This is a genomic window from Vibrio sp. HI00D65 (genome assembly GCF_001635455.1).
Classification (GTDB): domain Bacteria; phylum Pseudomonadota; class Gammaproteobacteria; order Enterobacterales; family Vibrionaceae; genus Vibrio.
In genome coordinates this window covers 1-18,936 of the sequence record NZ_LWEH01000091.1, presented here as the reverse complement: position 1 = coordinate 18,936, position 18,936 = coordinate 1, and the positions used below count along the sequence as shown (strand labels likewise).

At 43.2% G+C, this 18,936-nt stretch carries 16 protein-coding genes; 11 read left to right on the top strand and 5 right to left on the bottom strand.

Annotated features, from left to right (window positions below; translation table 11 throughout):
• Positions 1–8 precede the first annotated feature (8 nt).
• Entirely contained in the window at positions 9–1,364 is a 1,356-nt protein-coding gene (locus A3712_RS08730; protein ID WP_063523107.1) for a hypothetical protein, read from the top strand.
• A gap of 100 nt (positions 1,365–1,464) precedes the next feature.
• Here A3712_RS08730 and A3712_RS08725 read toward each other — a convergent pair whose 3' ends face one another.
• Complete coding sequence (locus A3712_RS08725; protein WP_063523106.1) at positions 1,465–1,950, bottom strand: PaaI family thioesterase; 486 nt, start codon at positions 1,948–1,950, stop codon at positions 1,465–1,467.
• A 178-nt stretch (positions 1,951–2,128) separates the two neighbouring features.
• Positions 2,129–3,016 (bottom strand): putative PEP-binding protein, encoded by an 888-nt coding sequence (locus A3712_RS08720; RefSeq protein WP_063523105.1) that lies wholly within the window; start codon positions 3,014–3,016, stop codon positions 2,129–2,131.
• A gap of 207 nt (positions 3,017–3,223) precedes the next feature.
• Between A3712_RS08720 and A3712_RS08715 the strand changes: the two genes are divergently transcribed.
• Positions 3,224–4,282, top strand: coding sequence for a 3-deoxy-7-phosphoheptulonate synthase (locus A3712_RS08715; RefSeq protein ID WP_063523104.1), 1,059 nt, complete (start codon positions 3,224–3,226; stop codon positions 4,280–4,282).
• 11 nt (positions 4,283–4,293) lie between these two features.
• Complete coding sequence (locus tag A3712_RS08710) at positions 4,294–4,776, top strand: YajQ family cyclic di-GMP-binding protein (protein ID WP_063523103.1); 483 nt, start codon at positions 4,294–4,296, stop codon at positions 4,774–4,776.
• Between the two features lie 187 nt (positions 4,777–4,963).
• Here A3712_RS08710 and A3712_RS08705 read toward each other — a convergent pair whose 3' ends face one another.
• On the bottom strand, positions 4,964–5,905 hold the full coding sequence (locus A3712_RS08705; protein WP_063523102.1) for a precorrin-2 dehydrogenase/sirohydrochlorin ferrochelatase family protein: 942 nt from the start codon (positions 5,903–5,905) through the stop codon (positions 4,964–4,966).
• Positions 5,906–6,385: 480 nt separating this feature from the next.
• On the opposite strand from A3712_RS08705, the gene A3712_RS08700 reads away from it, so the two are divergent.
• The 6 genes from A3712_RS08700 (at position 6,386) to A3712_RS08675 (ending at position 12,091) form a co-directional block, all read left to right on the top strand.
• Complete coding sequence (locus A3712_RS08700; protein WP_004742333.1) at positions 6,386–7,414, top strand: amino acid ABC transporter substrate-binding protein; 1,029 nt, start codon at positions 6,386–6,388, stop codon at positions 7,412–7,414.
• Positions 7,415–7,561: 147 nt separating this feature from the next.
• Positions 7,562–8,767 carry an amino acid ABC transporter permease gene (locus A3712_RS08695; protein ID WP_063523101.1) on the top strand — a complete coding sequence of 402 codons (1,206 nt, stop codon included), beginning with the start codon at positions 7,562–7,564 and terminating at the stop codon, positions 8,765–8,767.
• Position 8,768: 1 nt separating this feature from the next.
• Positions 8,769–9,866 (top strand): amino acid ABC transporter permease, encoded by a 1,098-nt coding sequence (locus tag A3712_RS08690; RefSeq protein ID WP_004742335.1) that lies wholly within the window; start codon positions 8,769–8,771, stop codon positions 9,864–9,866.
• 22 nt (positions 9,867–9,888) lie between these two features.
• Positions 9,889–10,653: an amino acid ABC transporter ATP-binding protein gene (locus A3712_RS08685; protein WP_004742336.1), complete on the top strand. Its 765-nt coding sequence runs from the start codon at positions 9,889–9,891 to the stop codon at positions 10,651–10,653.
• A gap of 283 nt (positions 10,654–10,936) precedes the next feature.
• On the top strand, positions 10,937–11,602 hold the full coding sequence (locus tag A3712_RS08680; protein WP_008223498.1) for a Bax inhibitor-1/YccA family protein: 666 nt from the start codon (positions 10,937–10,939) through the stop codon (positions 11,600–11,602).
• A 159-nt stretch (positions 11,603–11,761) separates the two neighbouring features.
• The gene (locus A3712_RS08675; protein WP_063523100.1) at positions 11,762–12,091 is read left to right on the top strand and encodes a TusE/DsrC/DsvC family sulfur relay protein; all 330 of its coding nucleotides are present in this window, start codon (positions 11,762–11,764) and stop codon (positions 12,089–12,091) included.
• Positions 12,092–12,135: 44 nt separating this feature from the next.
• Here A3712_RS08675 and yccX read toward each other — a convergent pair whose 3' ends face one another.
• Entirely contained in the window at positions 12,136–12,423 is a 288-nt protein-coding gene (yccX, locus tag A3712_RS08670; protein ID WP_063523099.1) for an acylphosphatase, read from the bottom strand.
• Positions 12,424–12,510: 87 nt separating this feature from the next.
• On the opposite strand from yccX, the gene A3712_RS08665 reads away from it, so the two are divergent.
• Both A3712_RS08665 and A3712_RS08660 read left to right on the top strand, forming a co-directional pair.
• A complete protein-coding gene (locus A3712_RS08665; RefSeq protein WP_063523098.1) occupies positions 12,511–13,914 on the top strand; it encodes a methyl-accepting chemotaxis protein in 1,404 nt (467 codons plus the stop codon).
• Positions 13,915–14,064: 150 nt separating this feature from the next.
• A complete protein-coding gene (locus tag A3712_RS08660; protein ID WP_063523097.1) occupies positions 14,065–15,258 on the top strand; it encodes a class I SAM-dependent methyltransferase in 1,194 nt (397 codons plus the stop codon).
• A gap of 55 nt (positions 15,259–15,313) precedes the next feature.
• Here A3712_RS08660 and A3712_RS27715 read toward each other — a convergent pair.
• Positions 15,314–18,936, bottom strand: a 3,623-nt coding sequence (locus tag A3712_RS27715) for a hypothetical protein (RefSeq protein ID WP_443083589.1), incomplete at its 5' end; no start/stop codon positions are given.

Genomic DNA, 18,936 nt, shown 5'->3' with positions numbered 1-18,936 from the left:
AGCCATCGTTGATCACCGTTGATAAACAAGATGCGATAACACTCAAAATTAACCATGCAATGGCTAAGACAAAAAAGCTCGACATGGATGTTTATCTATTCATCCCCGGTGAACTTGGACTTACTCCAGAAGTACTTTCTGAGAGCGCATTTTTTTATAGCTCAATCACTCAAAAACGCGCGTACTATAGTGATAAAACACTACTGCCTCTGGTACACAGCCGTTTGGCAAAACGTGGACGACTGTCTACCACTCAATACCGTGTAAGTTTGAGCTTGTTCGCCTACCAATATGTTATCGCTTTAGATAAAGCCGTAAGCAGCTTAAACAAAAATGATAGTAACGACGTAACCGCAGACGAAGTGGATGAGGTCATCGAACTGGCTTTAGACATATTAAAGAAGCTGCGCCGAAGTATTCCTTATGAAGAAAACCTGAAACGCTACTACGCCAATATCGACAACTACCTATCTTGGTATACCGAGCAAAAATTCCTATCGCTAGTGTCACACATGCCTCGTGGTAGCGAGTATTCAACCATTAAAGAGCGCCTTTTAACCCTTTGCGATAAAGAGACCGCTCACCGAAAACTGAACCGCTATAACTCTGCTAAGGTACGAGAAGACGTAACCCGTTTGAGTAACAAAATGCGCTTATTGCGTCGTTTGATTGAGCACCCTATCGTACTCAAAGAGAGAACCACCTCAATGGGTAAAAACGTTAAACGAGCGGTGAAAGGTGTTGCGACAGGCTTAGTGATGGTGGTTGTCACCACGACAGTTATCCTAGCCCGAGATTTCTTGGGAGAGATTACCGCATCTTTCATCGTCGCGATGTCTTTCATCTATGCGCTACGTGAGATCTTCAAAGACGATTTAAGAGACATTCTTTGGCGCTGGCTTCGTAAAGGCAAGCCAAAGTGGAAACGTCGCTATTACGATCCAACGACCAATAAGTCAGTCGGTCATAAACTCGAGTGGTTGGACTACGCAAGCTTTTCTAAACTCGCAGACCGCATTCAGTCGATACGTAAGAAACGTGTGGTGCAGCGTGAAGAGCAAATCTTACATTACCGCTCGCATACGGAGATGTCGACATCAACGTTTATGAGTGGCTATGAAGAAACGCGTGAAACCTTATCAATCAGCCTAAGAGCACTGACACGCTTAATGGATAAGGGCTCAAATAAGATTTATCGATTGAATGAAGGCCAAGTGAGTCGAGAGTCCGTTGAGAAGCGTCACCTACTCAACCTAATCATCAAAGAGAACAACCACGACAACGAACCCACTTACTATCGTTGGAAGATCGTCATGAACCGTTCAAAGATTGTCGATATCGAGCAAATCACACAAGAGTCATAGAGCGACGACAAGTATTGCTATTACGGTATGTGAATATACATTTACATACCGTTTTTTGGTTCAAACCCCACCCAATATCATTATGAACTACTACTTGTGACTACTTTCTAGATGGGATCTTTTTGATAGAAAGCGTGAGCGTAAATTCTGCCATCGGCTCATCGCCATGAAGAGATGGACACGTCGCGATAATGGTTACTGGCTGATTCACTCGATCCCCGGTCGACATGGTTTCCGCCAGCATAGTGTTGATCAGCTCACCATCAGTACAAGTGAAATGCACATCACCTTCAGGGCGCTTTAGGAAGTTACCTGCAACCTCTTTAAAAGCCAAAGAGATCTTCTCACCTTGCTGCTGAGATTTACTCATCGCAAGAAAGCCCCCTGCTACATCCGCGCCCACAGCTAAAACACCGAAGTACATGCTATTTAAATGGTTTTTGGTTCGTCTTCTGAGCGGAATTTTCACCTCTACACGCTCGTTATCGAGTACCAGAAGCTTTGGTCGACACAGCCAGATGAGTGGGACTTTGAAAAAGCCAAACATGCTTAAATAGAAATTTGCTTTTTGTAGAGGGGTTAACATTCGAATCACCTAGCCTAATTAGTCGTCAGACCAGTTAATCGACTAGCGATGTAAATGTCAAAAAAATGTTACAAAAAAAGAGATATCATCACACAATGATATCTCTTTTATTCTTACAGCGTTAGCGCTTAGTACCAACTTATACAGTAAGTTGATTAATTAAAGCAATAAAACTAAATTATGCCGTCACGACGGTTTCAACACCTTCAAGGTCAGCGATGTAATCTTGTAAGCGCGGATAATCAATCAAACCTTGAGTCACAAGCAAGACGGGTTTCTTAGCGTTCTGTGTCGCTTTCACAATCATGTCTAGCAGCGCAATTACCGCTTCATTCTGTGGGTCAAAAGCATGTTGCTGCGCTTCATTCTGCTTATCAACACCAAGCGTGAAAGACGTTAGGCTGTCGACATTCACTACCACACCATCAAAGTAATGCAGCAGACGTTCACTCAGTAGAACCGCAGATGGCACATCACATGAGAACAACACCTTCAAGCCATTCAAACCACGAGGCAAACCTTGCTCTGCAAGTAAATCGATAATCTTAGCCGCATCGCTTAATGCACGAACATAAGGAACTACCACTTCAGCATTAATACCTTGTTCACGCAGAGTCTTAACGACCTGACACTCCAAAGCAAAGGCTTTGCTGTATTCTTGTGTCGCATAACGCGCAACACCACGAATACCGAGTGCTGGGTTCACTTCTTCCACTTCGCAATTACCGCCTAACAGCGAACGAAAGCCGTAGCTGTCAGCGTTGCTTAACGCGATACGTACAGAAGTATGATTTGGTTGAACTGCCGCTTGAATCGCAGTAACTAAGGTAGAAACGAAATGCTCATCAACGCTTTTGCCACCAAGAATGGCATCTAGGGAGGTTTTCTCTATGTCAGAAAGTGCATCAAAATGGCTTTCAATACTTGGATGGTAGAAGACACGATCCATGACCAATTCAGATAGAGAGACATATAAGTGGTTGGAATTATTATTGTCGTTATAAGAAGGCAGCACATCGCCTAAGACTAGTTCTGGGTGCAAAGTGCTTTGATTTTTTTGAGTCATTGCTGCTCCAGCATTTTTATGTTGTGTTCAAACGAAAATACCGATAGCTGCCTGTTAATACAAGTGAAAATCCCGCATTTAGCGTCGGGCTGCTGATCAAAATAAGAATATTAGTAATAACAGAGATAACTTTGACTTAAGAGAGTTTATTCCTCGGTTCAATTCCGCTATCTTAACCACTTCGCAATAGAATAAAAAAGCTATCACATGCCATTAAAAACTGATGAGTTGAGAACCCAAGCTCTGGGTCCTATGCCAACTCCTGCCGAATTAGGCAACGCACACCCGATTACTGACGACGTTGCTGAGCGTATTGCAAATTCTCGTCGTCAAATCGAAGATATCCTAACTGGTCGTGATAACCGCCTATTAGTTATCGTAGGCCCTTGCTCTGTTCACGATACAAAAGCGGCACTTGATTACGCTGAGCGCCTGAGCCAAATTCAAGAACAATATAAAGACGAATTGTTTGTTGTAATGAGAACCTACTTCGAGAAACCTCGCACGGTTGTAGGTTGGAAAGGTCTAATTACCGATCCAAACCTTGATGGTTCATACGCACTGGAAACAGGTTTAAACAAAGCGCGTCAGCTTCTGCTTGATATTAACAAGCTTGGCCTAGCAACCGCGACTGAGTTCCTTGATATGATCACGGGTCAATACATCGCAGACCTGATCACTTGGGGCGCAATTGGCGCTCGTACTACAGAATCTCAGATTCACCGTGAAATGGCTTCAGCACTTTCTTGCCCTGTTGGCTTCAAAAACGCGACAAACGGCAACATCAAGATCGCTATTGATGCAATTCGTGCATCACAAGCTTCTCACTACTTCTACTCACCAGATAAAAATGGTCGCATGACGGTTTACCGCACTTCAGGCAACCCATACGGTCACGTCATTCTGCGTGGTGGTGATAATGGTCCAAACTTTGATGCAGAATCTGTTAATAACGCATGTAAGCAACTTGCTGAGTTCGACCTACCTCAACGTTTAGTCGTAGACTTCAGCCACGCTAACTGTGAAAAGCAACATCGCAAACAGTTAGACGTTGCAAAAGACATCTGTGAACAGATCAAATCTAACAAAAATCAAATTGCAGGCATCATGGCGGAAAGCTTCATTAAAGAAGGTAACCAGCCAATGACGGATCTTAACAACCTAGAATACGGCAAGTCGATTACCGATCCGTGCCTAAGTTGGGAAGATACCGCGACAATGTTAGACATGCTTGCAACAGCAATTAAAGATAGAAACTTAGCTTAAGGAAATAACACATGCCATCATTTGACATTATCTCTGAAGTAGAAGCAGTAGAACTACGTAACGCTGTAGACAATGCTAACCGTGAACTATCGACTCGTTTCGATTTCCGCGGTGTTGACGCAAGCTTTGACTACAAAGATGAGTCGGTAAAACTGACTGCTCAAGACGATTTCCAGCTCAAGCAAATGCGCGATATTCTTCGTAGCAACCTAACGAAGCGCAATGTTGACCCTAACGCGATGGAAGCGAAAGTAGCAGATCAAACAGGTCGCACTTGGCACCAAACGGTTATCTTTAAGCAAGGTATCGAAACTGATGTTGCAAAGAAAATCGTTAAGCTAATTAAAGACAACAAGATTAAGGTTCAAGCCTCTATCCAAGGTGAAAAAGTACGTGTAACAGGTAAGAAGCGTGACGATCTGCAAGCTGTAATGGCACTAGTTCGTAACGGTGAGCTTGGTCAACCTTTCCAATTCGATAACTTCCGCGACTAATTTTGATTTAAGCAACTATGTTTATTTGTTGCTCATCTATCGTCACGATATTGTATTCGAAATAGCAAAAAGTCACTTCCTGCGAAGTGGCTTTTTATTTATCTGGCTGTTTCGTTAAGCATATCCCTAACCAGCAATTAAAATGCCTAGACGGATATGACTTCTATAAGTGCCGTGCTTATTAGCTTCAGCTTAGAACCTTGGCAGAAGAGAGCTTCAAGTCTTTGCCTACCAAGAGGTTAAATTCAACGCTCGCAGATGGGATGAACACACATACTCTTAAGTTTGCGGCTCTTGCTTGCTCAAGCTTAGTCGAGAGCTCTCCGCTATTAGCATAGCTTTCTCTTTCAGCATCACGACGACACAGGTCCACGTATTCAAATGGGCACTCTTTGGGAGCCAGTACCAGCTCAGCTTCCTGCATCAAGCGTAACGCCTTCATGGACAACAACTCGACATCTTGTTCAAATTCGATCCAAGTTACCTGCTCTTCGCTATCAACGCCTTCTGTCAGTGCTTGTTGGTAATACGCTTCTAATTGCTCTCTATCCGTTACCTGCTCGATAAAACTGGATGATAAAAAGCGCTCCCAAAACTTGCGACGTTCATCGACGGTAGGAAACGATTCTTTGATCGAGTTGCGTTTTGATGCACCAAAGTCTGCGAGAAGACCGATATTCTGAGGTAATACTGTTTCTAGTTTTTCTCTAATATTTCTCACCAAAACAGGCGATGCACCACCACTAGAGATCGCAATTTGGATTCTTCCACGATTTATCATTGAAGGTGTAATGAAGTCGCAGTATGGCAAATCATCAACCACATTGACTAAAATACCCAGTTTCTTTGCATCACTATACACTTGATGATTCAAGCTAGGGTTGTCTGTGGTCGCCCATACTTGAAGGTATTCTTTAGAGATGATTCGTGACGAGTAAAAATTTTGCACCCAGTGAAGTTTGTTCTCATGAACAAGCTGTTGTAAGTAAGGTGCTACCTTGGGAGAAACTAAAGTGACATCAGCGCCGGCTCTCAGCAAGCTGTCTACTTTACGGCAAGCAACCTCACCACCACCGACCACGAGAATTGACTTATTCTCTACATCCAAAAACATTGGGAAATAACGCATGTTCTTCCTTGAGATGACTGCAATAACTATTCAACAATGCTACCAAATTTGGAGCATATTAATAACTATCGAAGTGTAATAAAAATTTTTATTGACCAAATTTCAATCTTTTTTAAGTTTAATCTTTCACCAGTGTGAGATTCATTCAGGATTTTTATCTAGTCAATTATCAATATAAAAATCTAAATCTTGTTGCACCAACAGTGTGAACCCTTGCACTATTTACATTCAGTTAACATTTGGTCATTCTAAATGTGTCCGGATTTGTGATTTCATTCAAAAATCTTTTTAAATTATACATTTGTGAAACTACAGATCCTTTCCTAACCTTATAAACAGTTGATTAAATCGCACACAGTTTCATTTGCAAAATGCAACTAGTTTGATTTGAAAGACAAGGTCATGAAAACGCAACACGTATAGAAAAACTTAAATGAGCACGAGTATCAGGTGTCACCTGGTTAACAAGGAAGGATACAAATGACAAATAAACTAACACTTCTTGCTTCAGTAGTAGCTGCATCAACTGCAATGATGGCAACATCAGCATCAGCGGCAGAAAGCACTCTGGACAAAGTCACATCTCAAGGCTTCTTAACTTGTGGTGTAAGTACAGGTCTTCCAGGGTTCTCTAACCCAAACTCAAAAGGCGAATGGGAAGGAATCGATGTTGAGTATTGTCAAGCTCTTGCAGCGGCTGTACTCGGTGACAAGACTAAAGTTAAGTATGTACCTCTAACAGCAAAAGAGCGTTTCACTGCGCTTCAATCTGGCGAAATCGACGTATTGTCTCGTAACACAACATGGACACTGCATCGTGACACGGCTCTAGGTCTGAACTTTGTAGGCGTAAACTACTACGATGGTCAAGGCTTCATGGTTAAGAAAGATCTTGGCCTAACCAGCGCTCTAGAGCTTGATGGCGCTTCTGTATGTGTTCAATCAGGCACAACGACTGAGCTAAACCTAGCCGATTACTTCCGAAACAACGGCATGTCTTACAAGCCAGTGGTATTTGATACAGCAGCACAAACATCTAAAGGTTTCGATGCAGGTCGTTGTGATGTGCTAACGACAGACCAATCTGGTCTTTACGCACTTCGTTTAAACCTAGCTGACCCAAAATCTGCACAAGTACTTCCTGAAATTATCTCTAAAGAGCCTCTAGGCCCAGTTGTTCGTCAAGATGATGACAAATGGTTCAACGTTGCTAAGTGGACACTTTCAGCAATGGTTAATGCAGAAGAGTACGGTATCTCCTCTAAAAATGCTGACGAAATGCTTAAGTCAAAAGATCCAAACATCAAGCGCATTCTTGGTGTAGATGGGCCTAAAGGTAAAGGCCTTGGCATTCGTGACGACTGGGGTTACCAAATCATCAAGCAAGTTGGTAATTACGGTGAGAGTTTCGAGCGTACTGTTGGTACAGGTTCTCCACTTCAAATCGATCGTGGTGTAAATGCATTATGGAATGCGGGCGGCTTTATGTACGCTCCACCAATCCGTTAAAAGCACACGACGTGATTACTTGTTCGTAAACGTTACTATCAAGCTTTTTAGCGTGATAGCAACGAGCCGAAAAATGAATAATTGAGTAACACGATTTAGGGCGGTTTTTCCGCCCTAAATATTAAATGGATTTGAGGTTATTGCAGTATGAAACCTAACAACACTCTTACTCCTTCCCAGGAAAAACCCGAAGCTAAAAGTGCTAACCTGTTATACAACCCGACTTTTCGATCTGTTGTTTTCCAGATCATCGCCATCGGAGCACTTGGCGCCTTCTTCTATACTATCGTAAACAACGCCCTCACCAACCTAGAAGCCCGGGGCATCGCCACTGGTTTTGACTTTTTAAGTCAAGAAGCGGGTTTTGGTATCGGCCTTACCCTCGTCGAGTACGACGAAACCTTTTCATATGGCCGAACTTTCGTTGTCGGCTTATTAAACACCGCTTTAGTATCAGTACTTGGCATTATTCTAGCAACAGTACTTGGTTTCACTATGGGGGTCGCTCGACTGTCATCTAACTGGCTAGTGAGCCGTTTTGCAGCGGTATACATTGAAATCTTCCGAAATATCCCACTACTACTTCAAATCTTCTTTTGGTATTTCGCGGTTCTTCAAGCTCTCCCATCGGCAAGACAAAGTCTCAGTTTGGGCGAAGCTATCTTCCTAAATGTGCGTGGTCTTTACTTGCCTGCTCCTGTTCTTGAACAAGGAAGCAGCTTCGTTATTACCGCGTTCATTGTTGGCATCATCGCCACCATCATCATTAATATTTGGGCTAACAATAAACAGAAACTGACGGGCCAACAAACACCTATACTTCGAATTGCTCTTAGCTTGATCGTAGGTCTACCTCTCGTTGTCTATTTTGTTCTTGGTATGCCGATTTCAGCTGAATATCCAGAGCTGAAAGGCTTTAACTTCAAAGGTGGTATCAGCATCATCCCTGAATTAGCCGCACTCGTATTAGCCCTGAGTATCTATACGGCATCCTTTATCGCAGAGATCGTTCGTTCTGGTATTAATGCGGTTAGCCACGGTCAAACCGAAGCTGCGATGTCTCTAGGTCTTCCTCGATCTCGCACATTAAAACTGGTTATTATTCCTCAAGCGCTGCGAATCATTATTCCACCGCTAACTAGCCAATACTTAAACCTCACTAAGAACTCTTCGTTAGCAATGGCTATTGGCTACCCTGACTTAGTTTCTGTGTTTGCAGGTACGACTCTCAACCAAACAGGTCAAGCAATCGAGATTATTGCCATGACCATGGGTGTATACCTAACGCTAAGCTTATTGACCTCTGCGTTAATGAATATCTATAACCGTAAAGTAGCATTGGTGGAGAGATAATATGAGCACACATCAATTTCAACCGGATCTTCCACCTCCAGCTAATACCGTTGGTGTCGTCGGTTGGTTAAGAAAGAATCTCTTTAATGGCCCAATCAACAGTATCGTTACCGTTGTTCTAGGTTATATCGCTTTTTCATTACTCTGGACAACGTTCGACTGGGCTTTCCTAAATGCAGACTGGGTCGGAACAACTCGTGATGCTTGTACTAGCGAAGGGGCTTGCTGGGTATTTATCAGCGTTCGTTGGGATCAGTTCATGTATGGCTTCTACCCTGAAGCTGAACTGTGGCGCCCTCGCCTTTTCTACGCAACATTGGCTATCTTTGTCGCGCTATTGGCCTACGAGAAAACACCTAAACGCACTTGGATTTGGTTGTTCTTCGTAAACATCTACCCATTCATCATTGCTGGCTTACTATACGGCGGTGTATTTGGATTGGAAGTGGTTGATACGCACAAATGGGGTGGCCTACTTGTTACGCTTATCATTGCGTTAGTGGGTATCGTTGTGTCACTGCCTATTGGTGTCGCCCTGGCACTAGGCCGTCGCTCTGAAATGCCGATCATCCGCAGTATTTGTACTGTGTACATTGAAATTTGGCGTGGTGTTCCGCTGATTACGGTGCTGTTCATGGCATCTGTAATGCTGCCACTATTCCTTACTGCTGGCTCTGAGACCGATAAATTATTCCGCGCGCTAGTAGGTGTGGTTTTATTTAGTGCCGCTTATATGGCCGAGGTAATTCGTGGTGGCCTGCAAGCTATTCCAAAAGGACAATATGAAGCCGCTGACGCACTGGGCTTAACCTATTGGAAAAAGATGGGGCTGATTATTCTTCCTCAAGCACTGAAAATCACTATCCCATCAATCGTGAACACATTCATTGGCTTGTTCAAAGATACCAGTCTGGTACTTATTATCGGTATGTTCGATGTACTGGGTATTGGTCAAGCGGCGAACACCGACCCTGAGTGGTTAGGCTTCGCAACAGAAAGTTATGTATTTGTCGCGTTAGTGTTCTGGGTATTCTGCTTTGGCATGTCGAGATACTCGATATGGCTAGAAAACAGACTTCACACCGGTCACAAACGATAGTTAATAAGATCAAGGACGTATTATGACGCAACAACTAAACCCAGAATCGCAAGAGTTGATGATTGAACTTAAAGACATGAACAAGTGGTACGGTGAGTTCCACGTTCTTAAGAACATCAACTTAGAAGTTAAAAAAGGCGAGAAAATCGTTATCTGTGGCCCTTCTGGGTCAGGTAAATCGACTATGATTCGCTGTATCAATAGACTGGAGGAGCATCAGAAGGGACACATCTTTGTGTCTGGTAATGAGTTGACTGAAGATCTAAAAAACATCGAAGCCGTCCGTCGTGACGTTGGAATGTGTTTCCAGCACTTCAATCTGTTCCCTCATCTTACGGTATTAGAAAACTGTACCCTAGCTCCAATTTGGGTGAAGAAAATGCCGAAAGAAGAAGCGGAAGCGATTGCGATGAAATACCTAGAACGTGTAAAGATACCAGAGCAAGCAGACAAGTTCCCAGGTCAGCTTTCTGGTGGTCAGCAACAGCGTGTAGCGATTGCACGTTCATTGTGCATGAACCCACAAGTAATGTTGTTCGATGAACCAACTTCGGCACTTGACCCAGAGATGGTTCGTGAGGTCCTAGACGTTATGGTTGAATTAGCGGAAGAAGGCATGACCATGCTTTGTGTAACGCACGAAATGGGCTTTGCGAAAGAAGTAGCCGACCGAGTGATCTTTATGGATGCCGGAGAAATCATCGAAGAGAACAATCCTGTCGACTTCTTCGAAAATCCGCAGTCCGATCGAACTCAAAACTTCTTGAGTCAAATCTTACACCATTAATATGTTATGATTCATAATTAAGATAGGCGGCTTAGGTCGCCTTTTTATTTTCCAAATTGATAGTTGGTTTTAAATAGGTAACGCAAGTATAAAGGTTAAACATCGGGCATCCGTGGCACCTTGATATCAGCGTAAGACATACTTTGTTACACCTTCAGAAATACTTAACTAGCTATTTTGATTATTATTTTAAGTATAAAAGTGGACTGTAGGACTTGATTTTTCGAACTTTCAGCCCCATAAATGTACTAACAATTATTGAAGTCACCTTACGAGGAAGAATATGAACAGCCCTATGTTTTCTCGCACAGCATCTCAAGAAAGTGCTCTGCAAACCAATAAAGTGTTGCGTAATACTTACGCACTGCTGTCTATGACACTACTTTGGTCTGCTGTTGTAGCAGGCGTATCTATGGCGATGAACCTTCCTCGTCCTGGTCTTATCATGATGCTAGTTGGTTTCTACGGCCTACTTTTCCTAACAGAAAAGAACCGTGACAACAGCATGGGTCTAGTCTTTACGTTCCTGTTTACAGGTTTCCTAGGCTACACCATCGGTCCAATCTTAAACATGTACGTTGGCGCAGGTATGGGGGATGTTATCCTAACTGCTCTAGGCGGCACGGCATTAGCATTCATGGGTGCATCGGCTTACGCTCTTACGACTAAGCGTGATCTATCTTTCCTTAACGGTATGCTACTAGCAGGTTTCGTCGTGCTACTTGTAGGTATGGTTGCAAATATCTTCCTACAAATGCCAATTCTGTCATTAGCAATGAGCGGTATGTTCATCCTGTTTTCGACTGGTGTTATTTTGCTTACAACGCAAAACATCATCCGTGGTGGTGAAACTAACTACATCTCAGCGACAGTTAGCCTATACGTATCTATCTACAACATCTTCATCAGCCTACTAAGCATCCTAGGCATCATGGGCAGCGACGACTAATCACTCGCCTAATTGAAGAATATCTAGCCCAAGAGCCCACCTCTTGGGCTTTTTTTATCTATAGGATCAATATTTATCAAGATCGCTACGATAACTATTGAGAAAGGTAAACTTAGTCATGTACCCTATCTAAATAGTTAATTGGATTCTGGACCAAACATGTTTGAATATAACGGCAAGCAAATCGAAACCGACGCTCAAGGCTACCTATTGGATTACACACAATGGGAAGAAGGTATGATTGAAATTCTTGCACAAGACGAAGCCATTGAGCTTACAGAAGCACACTTAGAAGTCGTGCATTTTGTAAGGAGCTTTTACGAAGAGTTCAACACTTCCCCTGCAGTTCGCATGCTTGTTAAAGCGATGGAAAAAGCCCACGGTCCTGAAAAAGGCAGCAGTAAATACCTGTTCAAATTATTCAAAAAAGGCCCAGCGAAACAAGCGACTAAACTCGCAGGCTTACCTAAGCCAGCAAAGTGTCTGTAACAGCAAATTACTGATTAGCTCAATCAAATACTGTAGTCATTTAGCTACAGTATTTGAAACTCCCCAATACGCACATTGCGCTTTTCATCCTCTCCCAACCTTTGCTTAACCACACTATCTACTATTGCGCTCGCAGGGCCCTCTTGCAACCATTGGTATAGTTTGTCTACCTGGCCACTTTCGCCAACAGCCAGCACTTCAACTCGACCATCACTTAGATTCTTAGCGTACCCTGAAATGGCTAACTTCTGAGCTTGTCGACTGGTATGATATCGAAAGCCAACACACTGAACCACGCCTGATACGACAAATATAGATTGTGAATTTTTCATGACGTTGCCTCATAAATTATGTGAATGATATAGTGAGACTTTATTCATTCACCGCTTATTGGTGGACTTACTTCGAGTATAACGATTATGAAAGAAATCCCATTTCGTTGGATTGATAAATATCTCATTCACCTAAAAATCCAAGAAAAGTTCTACCTCCTCTTTTTATTTCCTCTTCTCGCTCTTGTTATACTAACTCTCGCTTTAGATAGTGCAGCGGATTCATTACTGGCTCACCTTTATCAAGAAGAATTGCTCTTAATGAAGGGGCTTATCGAAGCTGGTCAACTCACCAAGGAACAAGTTGCTCAACTGGTTAATAGCTCTGAAACTATCTCCCTTGGTTATGGCTCAGGCTCTGTTTCAGTTATGAATGGTACATTTAGCTTGGTTGCAAACCACGACCAAAATCTTTGGTCTGCGCTTTCAGCTACACAGATATCGATCATTGCGGTAACCCTAACTTTGATTGCACTTGGTGTTTACTACATCATGACTTTCATTGGCGGAGCAATGTTCTCTATGAACAAAGCTCTGAGCACACTCGCGAATGGTGACCTAACTTGTCGTATGAACTACTTCCCTGTTCGTGATGAGTTTAGTGAAATCGCAATTACTATCGACAAGGTTGCGGAACGTGAACAAAACATGGTGCTTTCAATTCAAGAGTCTGTAGCGCTCACGCAGCAAATCAGTTCTGACCTAAATCAGTCGACGCAACAAAGTTCAGACATCTCATGCAATCAGCAAGAACACTTGAACAGCTTAGCAAGCGCAACAGAGCAAATGGCTGCGACAATTCGTGAGGTAGCAACCCTGGCTCATGCGTCGAGTTCACAAACTATGGATGCTCGTGGTGTTGCACAAAGTGGTCAAGTTAAGGTTTCAAATACATTAGAATCTATCTCTAACCTATCTCAAGAGATTCAATCTGCATCACAGGCCGTTGAAGAGCTGGATGCAAATGCCGCGCAAATTGATGAGGTCGTGACAACCATCAATGGTATTTCAGAGCAGACCAACCTACTTGCATTGAACGCCGCTATCGAGGCGGCTCGTGCAGGTGAACAGGGCCGTGGTTTTGCGGTTGTTGCTGATGAAGTTCGTGCCCTTGCCGGTCGAACTCAACAAGCAACGGTTGAGATCCAAAGCATGATTGAATCATTACAACGTAACAGTCAGTCGCTGACAAAGCTGATGGAAGTGACAGTGAACAACGCAAATGAAGGGCAAACATTGATGTCTGAAGTGAATGTTGAGATCGGCTCGCTGGCGGAAAAGAACCAATCAATTTCTGACAGTAGTACTCAAATCGCGACGGCGGCTGAAGAGCAAGGTGTTGTTGCTGACAACATTGCACAGAGCGTCGAAGAGATTCGTCATCAATCAGATAGCATCTGTGAAATGATCAGCAAGAGTAATTCTAATGTTGACCAGCTTCGTAAGCAAAGTGACACCATGGAAGGCCTATTGACAGGTCTTAAAGCATAATCTTTGTCTTTCAAAGGTAGTATTTCAAATATTGCTATCTAACTGATTAAAATCATGACAAGGGCTGCTCGCGTAGCCCTTTCTTATTTGCTTTTCACCTGCACTTCCCCGACAATACCCCTCCTTCAAATTCAACAAACAGAGTAAATTATGACTCCTTCTATTCATCTAGCGAAAGGCCGTGACAAATCATTACGCCGTAAACACCCATGGGTATTTTCACGCGGTATCGATAAAGTCGAGGGCGAGCCAAAACAGGGTGAAACGGTAGACGTATATGCTCACAATGGTCAGTGGTTAGCGAAGGCTGCTTACTCACCATCTTCTCAAATTCGAGCACGTGTTTGGACATTTGAAAAAGAAGAAATCAACAAAGCGTTCTTCGTAAAACGAATTCAAAACGCACAATCATTACGTGAAGACATCATTGAACGTGATGGCCTAACGGGCTACCGCCTGACCGCTGCGGAATCAGATGGATTACCAGGTATCACCATCGATAAGTATCAAGACTACTTAGTTTGCCAACTTCTCAGCGCAGGTGCTGAATTCAACAAAAGCGTATTGGTAGAATCTCTAATCGAATGCTTCCCGGACTGCAACATCTACGAGCGTTCAGATGTAGCGGTTCGTAAGAAAGAGGGGTTAGAACAAGTGGTTGGCGTCCTTCACGGTGAAGAGCCACCGAAATCTATCGTCATTGAAGAAAATGGCGTTAAGATCAGTGTAAATATCATGGAAGGCCACAAAACAGGCTTCTACATGGACCAGCGCGACAGCCGTAAAGAGTCTATGAAATACGTAAAAGGCAAAGATGTCCTTAACTGTTTCTCATATACTGGCGGTTTTGGCCTTTACGCACTTAAAGGCGACGCGAAGCGTGTTATCAACGCTGACGTATCTCAACTCGCACTTGATACAGCTAAATTCAACGCTGAACTTAACGAGTTTGACATTTCTAAGAAGCGCGCCGTGTTCCTTAATGCCGACGTTTTCAAGCTACTGCGTGAGTATCGTGACCAAGGTACTAAATTTGACGTTGTTATCATGGACCCACCAAAGTTTGTTTCAAGTAAGAACAACCTAACGTCAGGTGCAAACGGCTATAAAGATGTAAACATGTTAGCAATGCAGATCCTAAAACCAGGCGGCACGCTACTCACCTACTCTTGCTCTGGCTTAATGGGTACAGACCTGTTCCAAAAAATCATTGCAGACGCAGCGATTGATGCAGGCAGAACCGTTAAGTTCGTCGAGCGCTTCGAGCAAGCAGCCGACCACCTAACAGACACGGCCTACCCAGAAGGCTTCTACCTGAAAGGCTTCGCTTGTAAGGTGCTTTAAGCTATCTCGCTTTAAGTAACGACTTAATAAAAAAGGGCCTTTCGGCCCTTTTTTATTAAAATTGCTCGGGTAAGTTAACGAACAATTGATTCACTAGATTGGTCAAATCAGCATTCACAACAGAGCCGTCACCTTGCGAATTCACAGAATCAAATTGATCACCGACGCTGTCTAGGACAATCGTTTGGGTTTGTCCTGTATTATCGGTATTTTCAGAGATAGTAATGACGAGGTCTTTGTCACCACTACCATTATCGACTTTTTCGATAGTGATATGCTCAAGAAGATCAAACATTGAACTTTCGTTTGGTAGCAACTCAGAAATATCAAGATGGTCTTCACCCAAAGCAAAGTCGGTTATAGTATCGACGTCATCTTGGAACGGTTCGTCGATCCATTTGAATAGGTCATCGCCTTCGTCACCAGTCAGAATATCGTCTCCAATACCACCAATGAGTATATCATCACCAGAACCACCGATTAACGTGTCTTCACCAGTACCACCGCGAAGTCCATCGTTTCCCGTTCCTCCGTCAAGGCTATCATTACCTTGACCACCAAAAATCAAATCCACACCACCTTGACCATAAATAGCATCATCTCCACCACCGCCATGACCGAGGTCAACATAAGCATTCGAAGATGCAGCTAACGTTGTAAAACCACCAGATTCAAGGCCGCCTTGTAAGTGAGAGCTATCTGAGCCCTTACTAAACGTGTCATTCAGCAACTGTTGTGCATTATCAAGTTTTTGTTGGTGTGAGGCATCATTATCCAAACCTGAAGCATGACTATCCCCAAGATAAATTATGTCGTCACCGGAGCCTAGATATACATCATCACCGGCTTCACCAACATCAACGACTAAGCCAGATTGAGTTTGGTCTAAGTTAAACGTAGTCGGAATTTGACCGGAAGGAGCCCATTGTGTGAACGCATATTGAGTTCCAACATTTACTACCTGAACAGAATCTACTACGTCTCCTTCGGACTTAACATCCGCAATAGAACTTAGTGATGTCGACGCGATATTAATTTGAATAATGCTAGAGCTTGTATCTCCATCGTTATCAGCGATCGTGTAGGCAAAATCAAACGAGGTATCCGCCGCAACGCTAGCACCATAAAATTCATAGTCGCCTGTTTCCAAATTAATAACAAATGAGTGTTCGTTATTTATAAACAAAGATAGAGTATTGTTAGAATCATCAAATGAATGATTCGATGAAGACTGGTTTTGTGGGTTAATTAAGATACTGCCATTAAATTGATAAGTTACTCCATCAAATACAATACTTTGGATATAACCTCCATCTGCACCAAAACCATTATCCGCAGAACCAGATGCCCCAATATTACCTGAAACAGGAGTAATAATAGATTGCAAAAGAACAGGGGGTAGCTGACTGATATCTGAAACAATAACAGGGCTAATATCGATACCTTTATCACCATCGAAAGCGACAGGTTCCATATATTCACTCGAAATGTTCGAGCCCATTCCGTATGCAAGTGATGTGACACCATATTTAATTAACTGAGATTCCCATAAAGCCTGCTCAGAAGCATTGATTCTATGATTACTTGAGCTAGGGTCTCCATCGGACAAGAAGTAGCTGATATTACTTCCTCCTGAGACCATATCATTGTTACCCCAGATGCTATCACTACCCGCCAACCACACAGCGTCGTCGTAATCCGTACCACCACCGGCTGTTAATGAATCTATGAGTCCGATTGCGGTATCAACATCCATCCAAATCGTTGAAGGGTTTGAAGGGAATGAGTTATCAGAAGACCAACTACCATTTTCATTAACAACATTCGCATCAGATTCAAATACAGTTAATTGGACTTTGGTTTCTCCAAGCAATTGATACCCTTGAAGCAAAGCTATCGCAGATTGCTTCATGACTAACATGGCATTTCCTGACATCGATGCTGAGACGTCTAGAATGAGTTGCACGTTTGCACCATCTTTAACTACGGGCGTAAGTTCATGAACTTTAGCCTGAGCAACAGGAACATCATCATCAATTGCCAATGATATAGTGCCGGTTTGACTGCCATTGCTGTTTGAGGCAACTACTCCAATATCGATCGACATTTGGTCTAGCGGTGTATTGCTATCCAAATGATCAAATGGTCCAGTCAGGCTTACATCATAGTTACCAGCATCATCGATAGTCGCAGTTAAAATTACAGACCCGTTGACAGTACCAACAAGCATTTGCCCAGCGTTCGAAGAAATCCAAGTAATACCATGTCCATTAGATGTGTAGCTTCCAGAAGGTTCTTGCAAAGTAATACTGTCAGCGTAGAGTACGTCTATATTCCCCGAAACAGATGGTGTCGTACTAGCGTCTTCAGACACATCACGCGAGACACTAGTCACTTCAGGGGAAGGTTTCACGATAGATTCAGTCTCAATCGTAACTTGCGCTGTTGAACTCTCTAAATCACTAGAGTCTTCTGCTTTGTAATCAATGGTCTCTGTAACTTTTGCATCAACTACGTCAACGCCTTTAAAGGTAATATTTGAATTTTCATTAGGGTTCGATGATCCATCTTGAGTTGTAAAAACTCTTAGCTCAGTAAACGGAGTAAACCCACCGTTACCATCAGGAATGGAGACGTTGACAGTCGCGTTACCATTAAAATCAATGGATAACGTATACTCATTTCCAGAATTGGAACTGTTTTCGGAATTGAAGTTGAAAGTACCTACAACGTTACCATCGGAGTCCAGTGCAACAACGTTGATCTCGCCATCAGAGCTACTATTAGGATTGTAATTCCCATAAACGCTACCGAAATCTAAGTTAGCAGATAACATTTCTGCACCACTATTAGCAAAGTTGACAGAAATGAATTCTTTAGAGGTTACGTCAAGTTCACTACTTCCACTCATACTTGTTGATACACCAAAACCGTCCTCTACACCATCCCCATCGTAATTCAAGTAGACCCCAGGGTTGCTAACCACGTCATTACCTGTAGGTGAACTTCCGGTATATTTCCCAGCTGAAATCGAAATAAGGTCATTGAAGTAAGAAATCGATGTACTACCGTTTGATGTATCGATTTCAGAAGCAAGATCAGCCGCATTAAAGCTAAGCTGCTCAGTAATATTTGAATCTACAACATACTCAAAATTATCAGCATCGCCATACTCTTGCCCTATCACAACTTCAGTTTTAGTGCCATCATCTGCAACTTCATACAAAGTACCGAAAATAGGTTCACTCTCGACAATGACCGAAGTTTCAATACCAGCAGCGTCATCTTCTTCGTCGCTTGTATGTGGTGCGAAATCAACAGATGTTACGCAGTCGACAGTTGTTTCCGTGAAGTTATCTGCCTCTGGGCCGTCATTTTGAGCGTTATAAGTTGGTGTATCGCTGTCAACCGCCGTCGCATTGTCGCTATCGGTCGCCGTTAGGCTCACCGCTGGCAGTGTCTCGCCTGCATTCACCGCGTCAACACCCGCTTGCGTCAGTACCACATCGGTGCCGCTGATCGCGTAGTAACCATCGGTGTTTGTGCCCGGCGTGAAGGCCACACTTGGTGTGCCGTCTTCTTCATCCGACGCCGTGAACGTCGCCACCACGGTATCTACCGCCGCGTCGTTTTCATTGAACGCTGCCTCTGCCACCACATCGATGGTTGGGCCGTCAT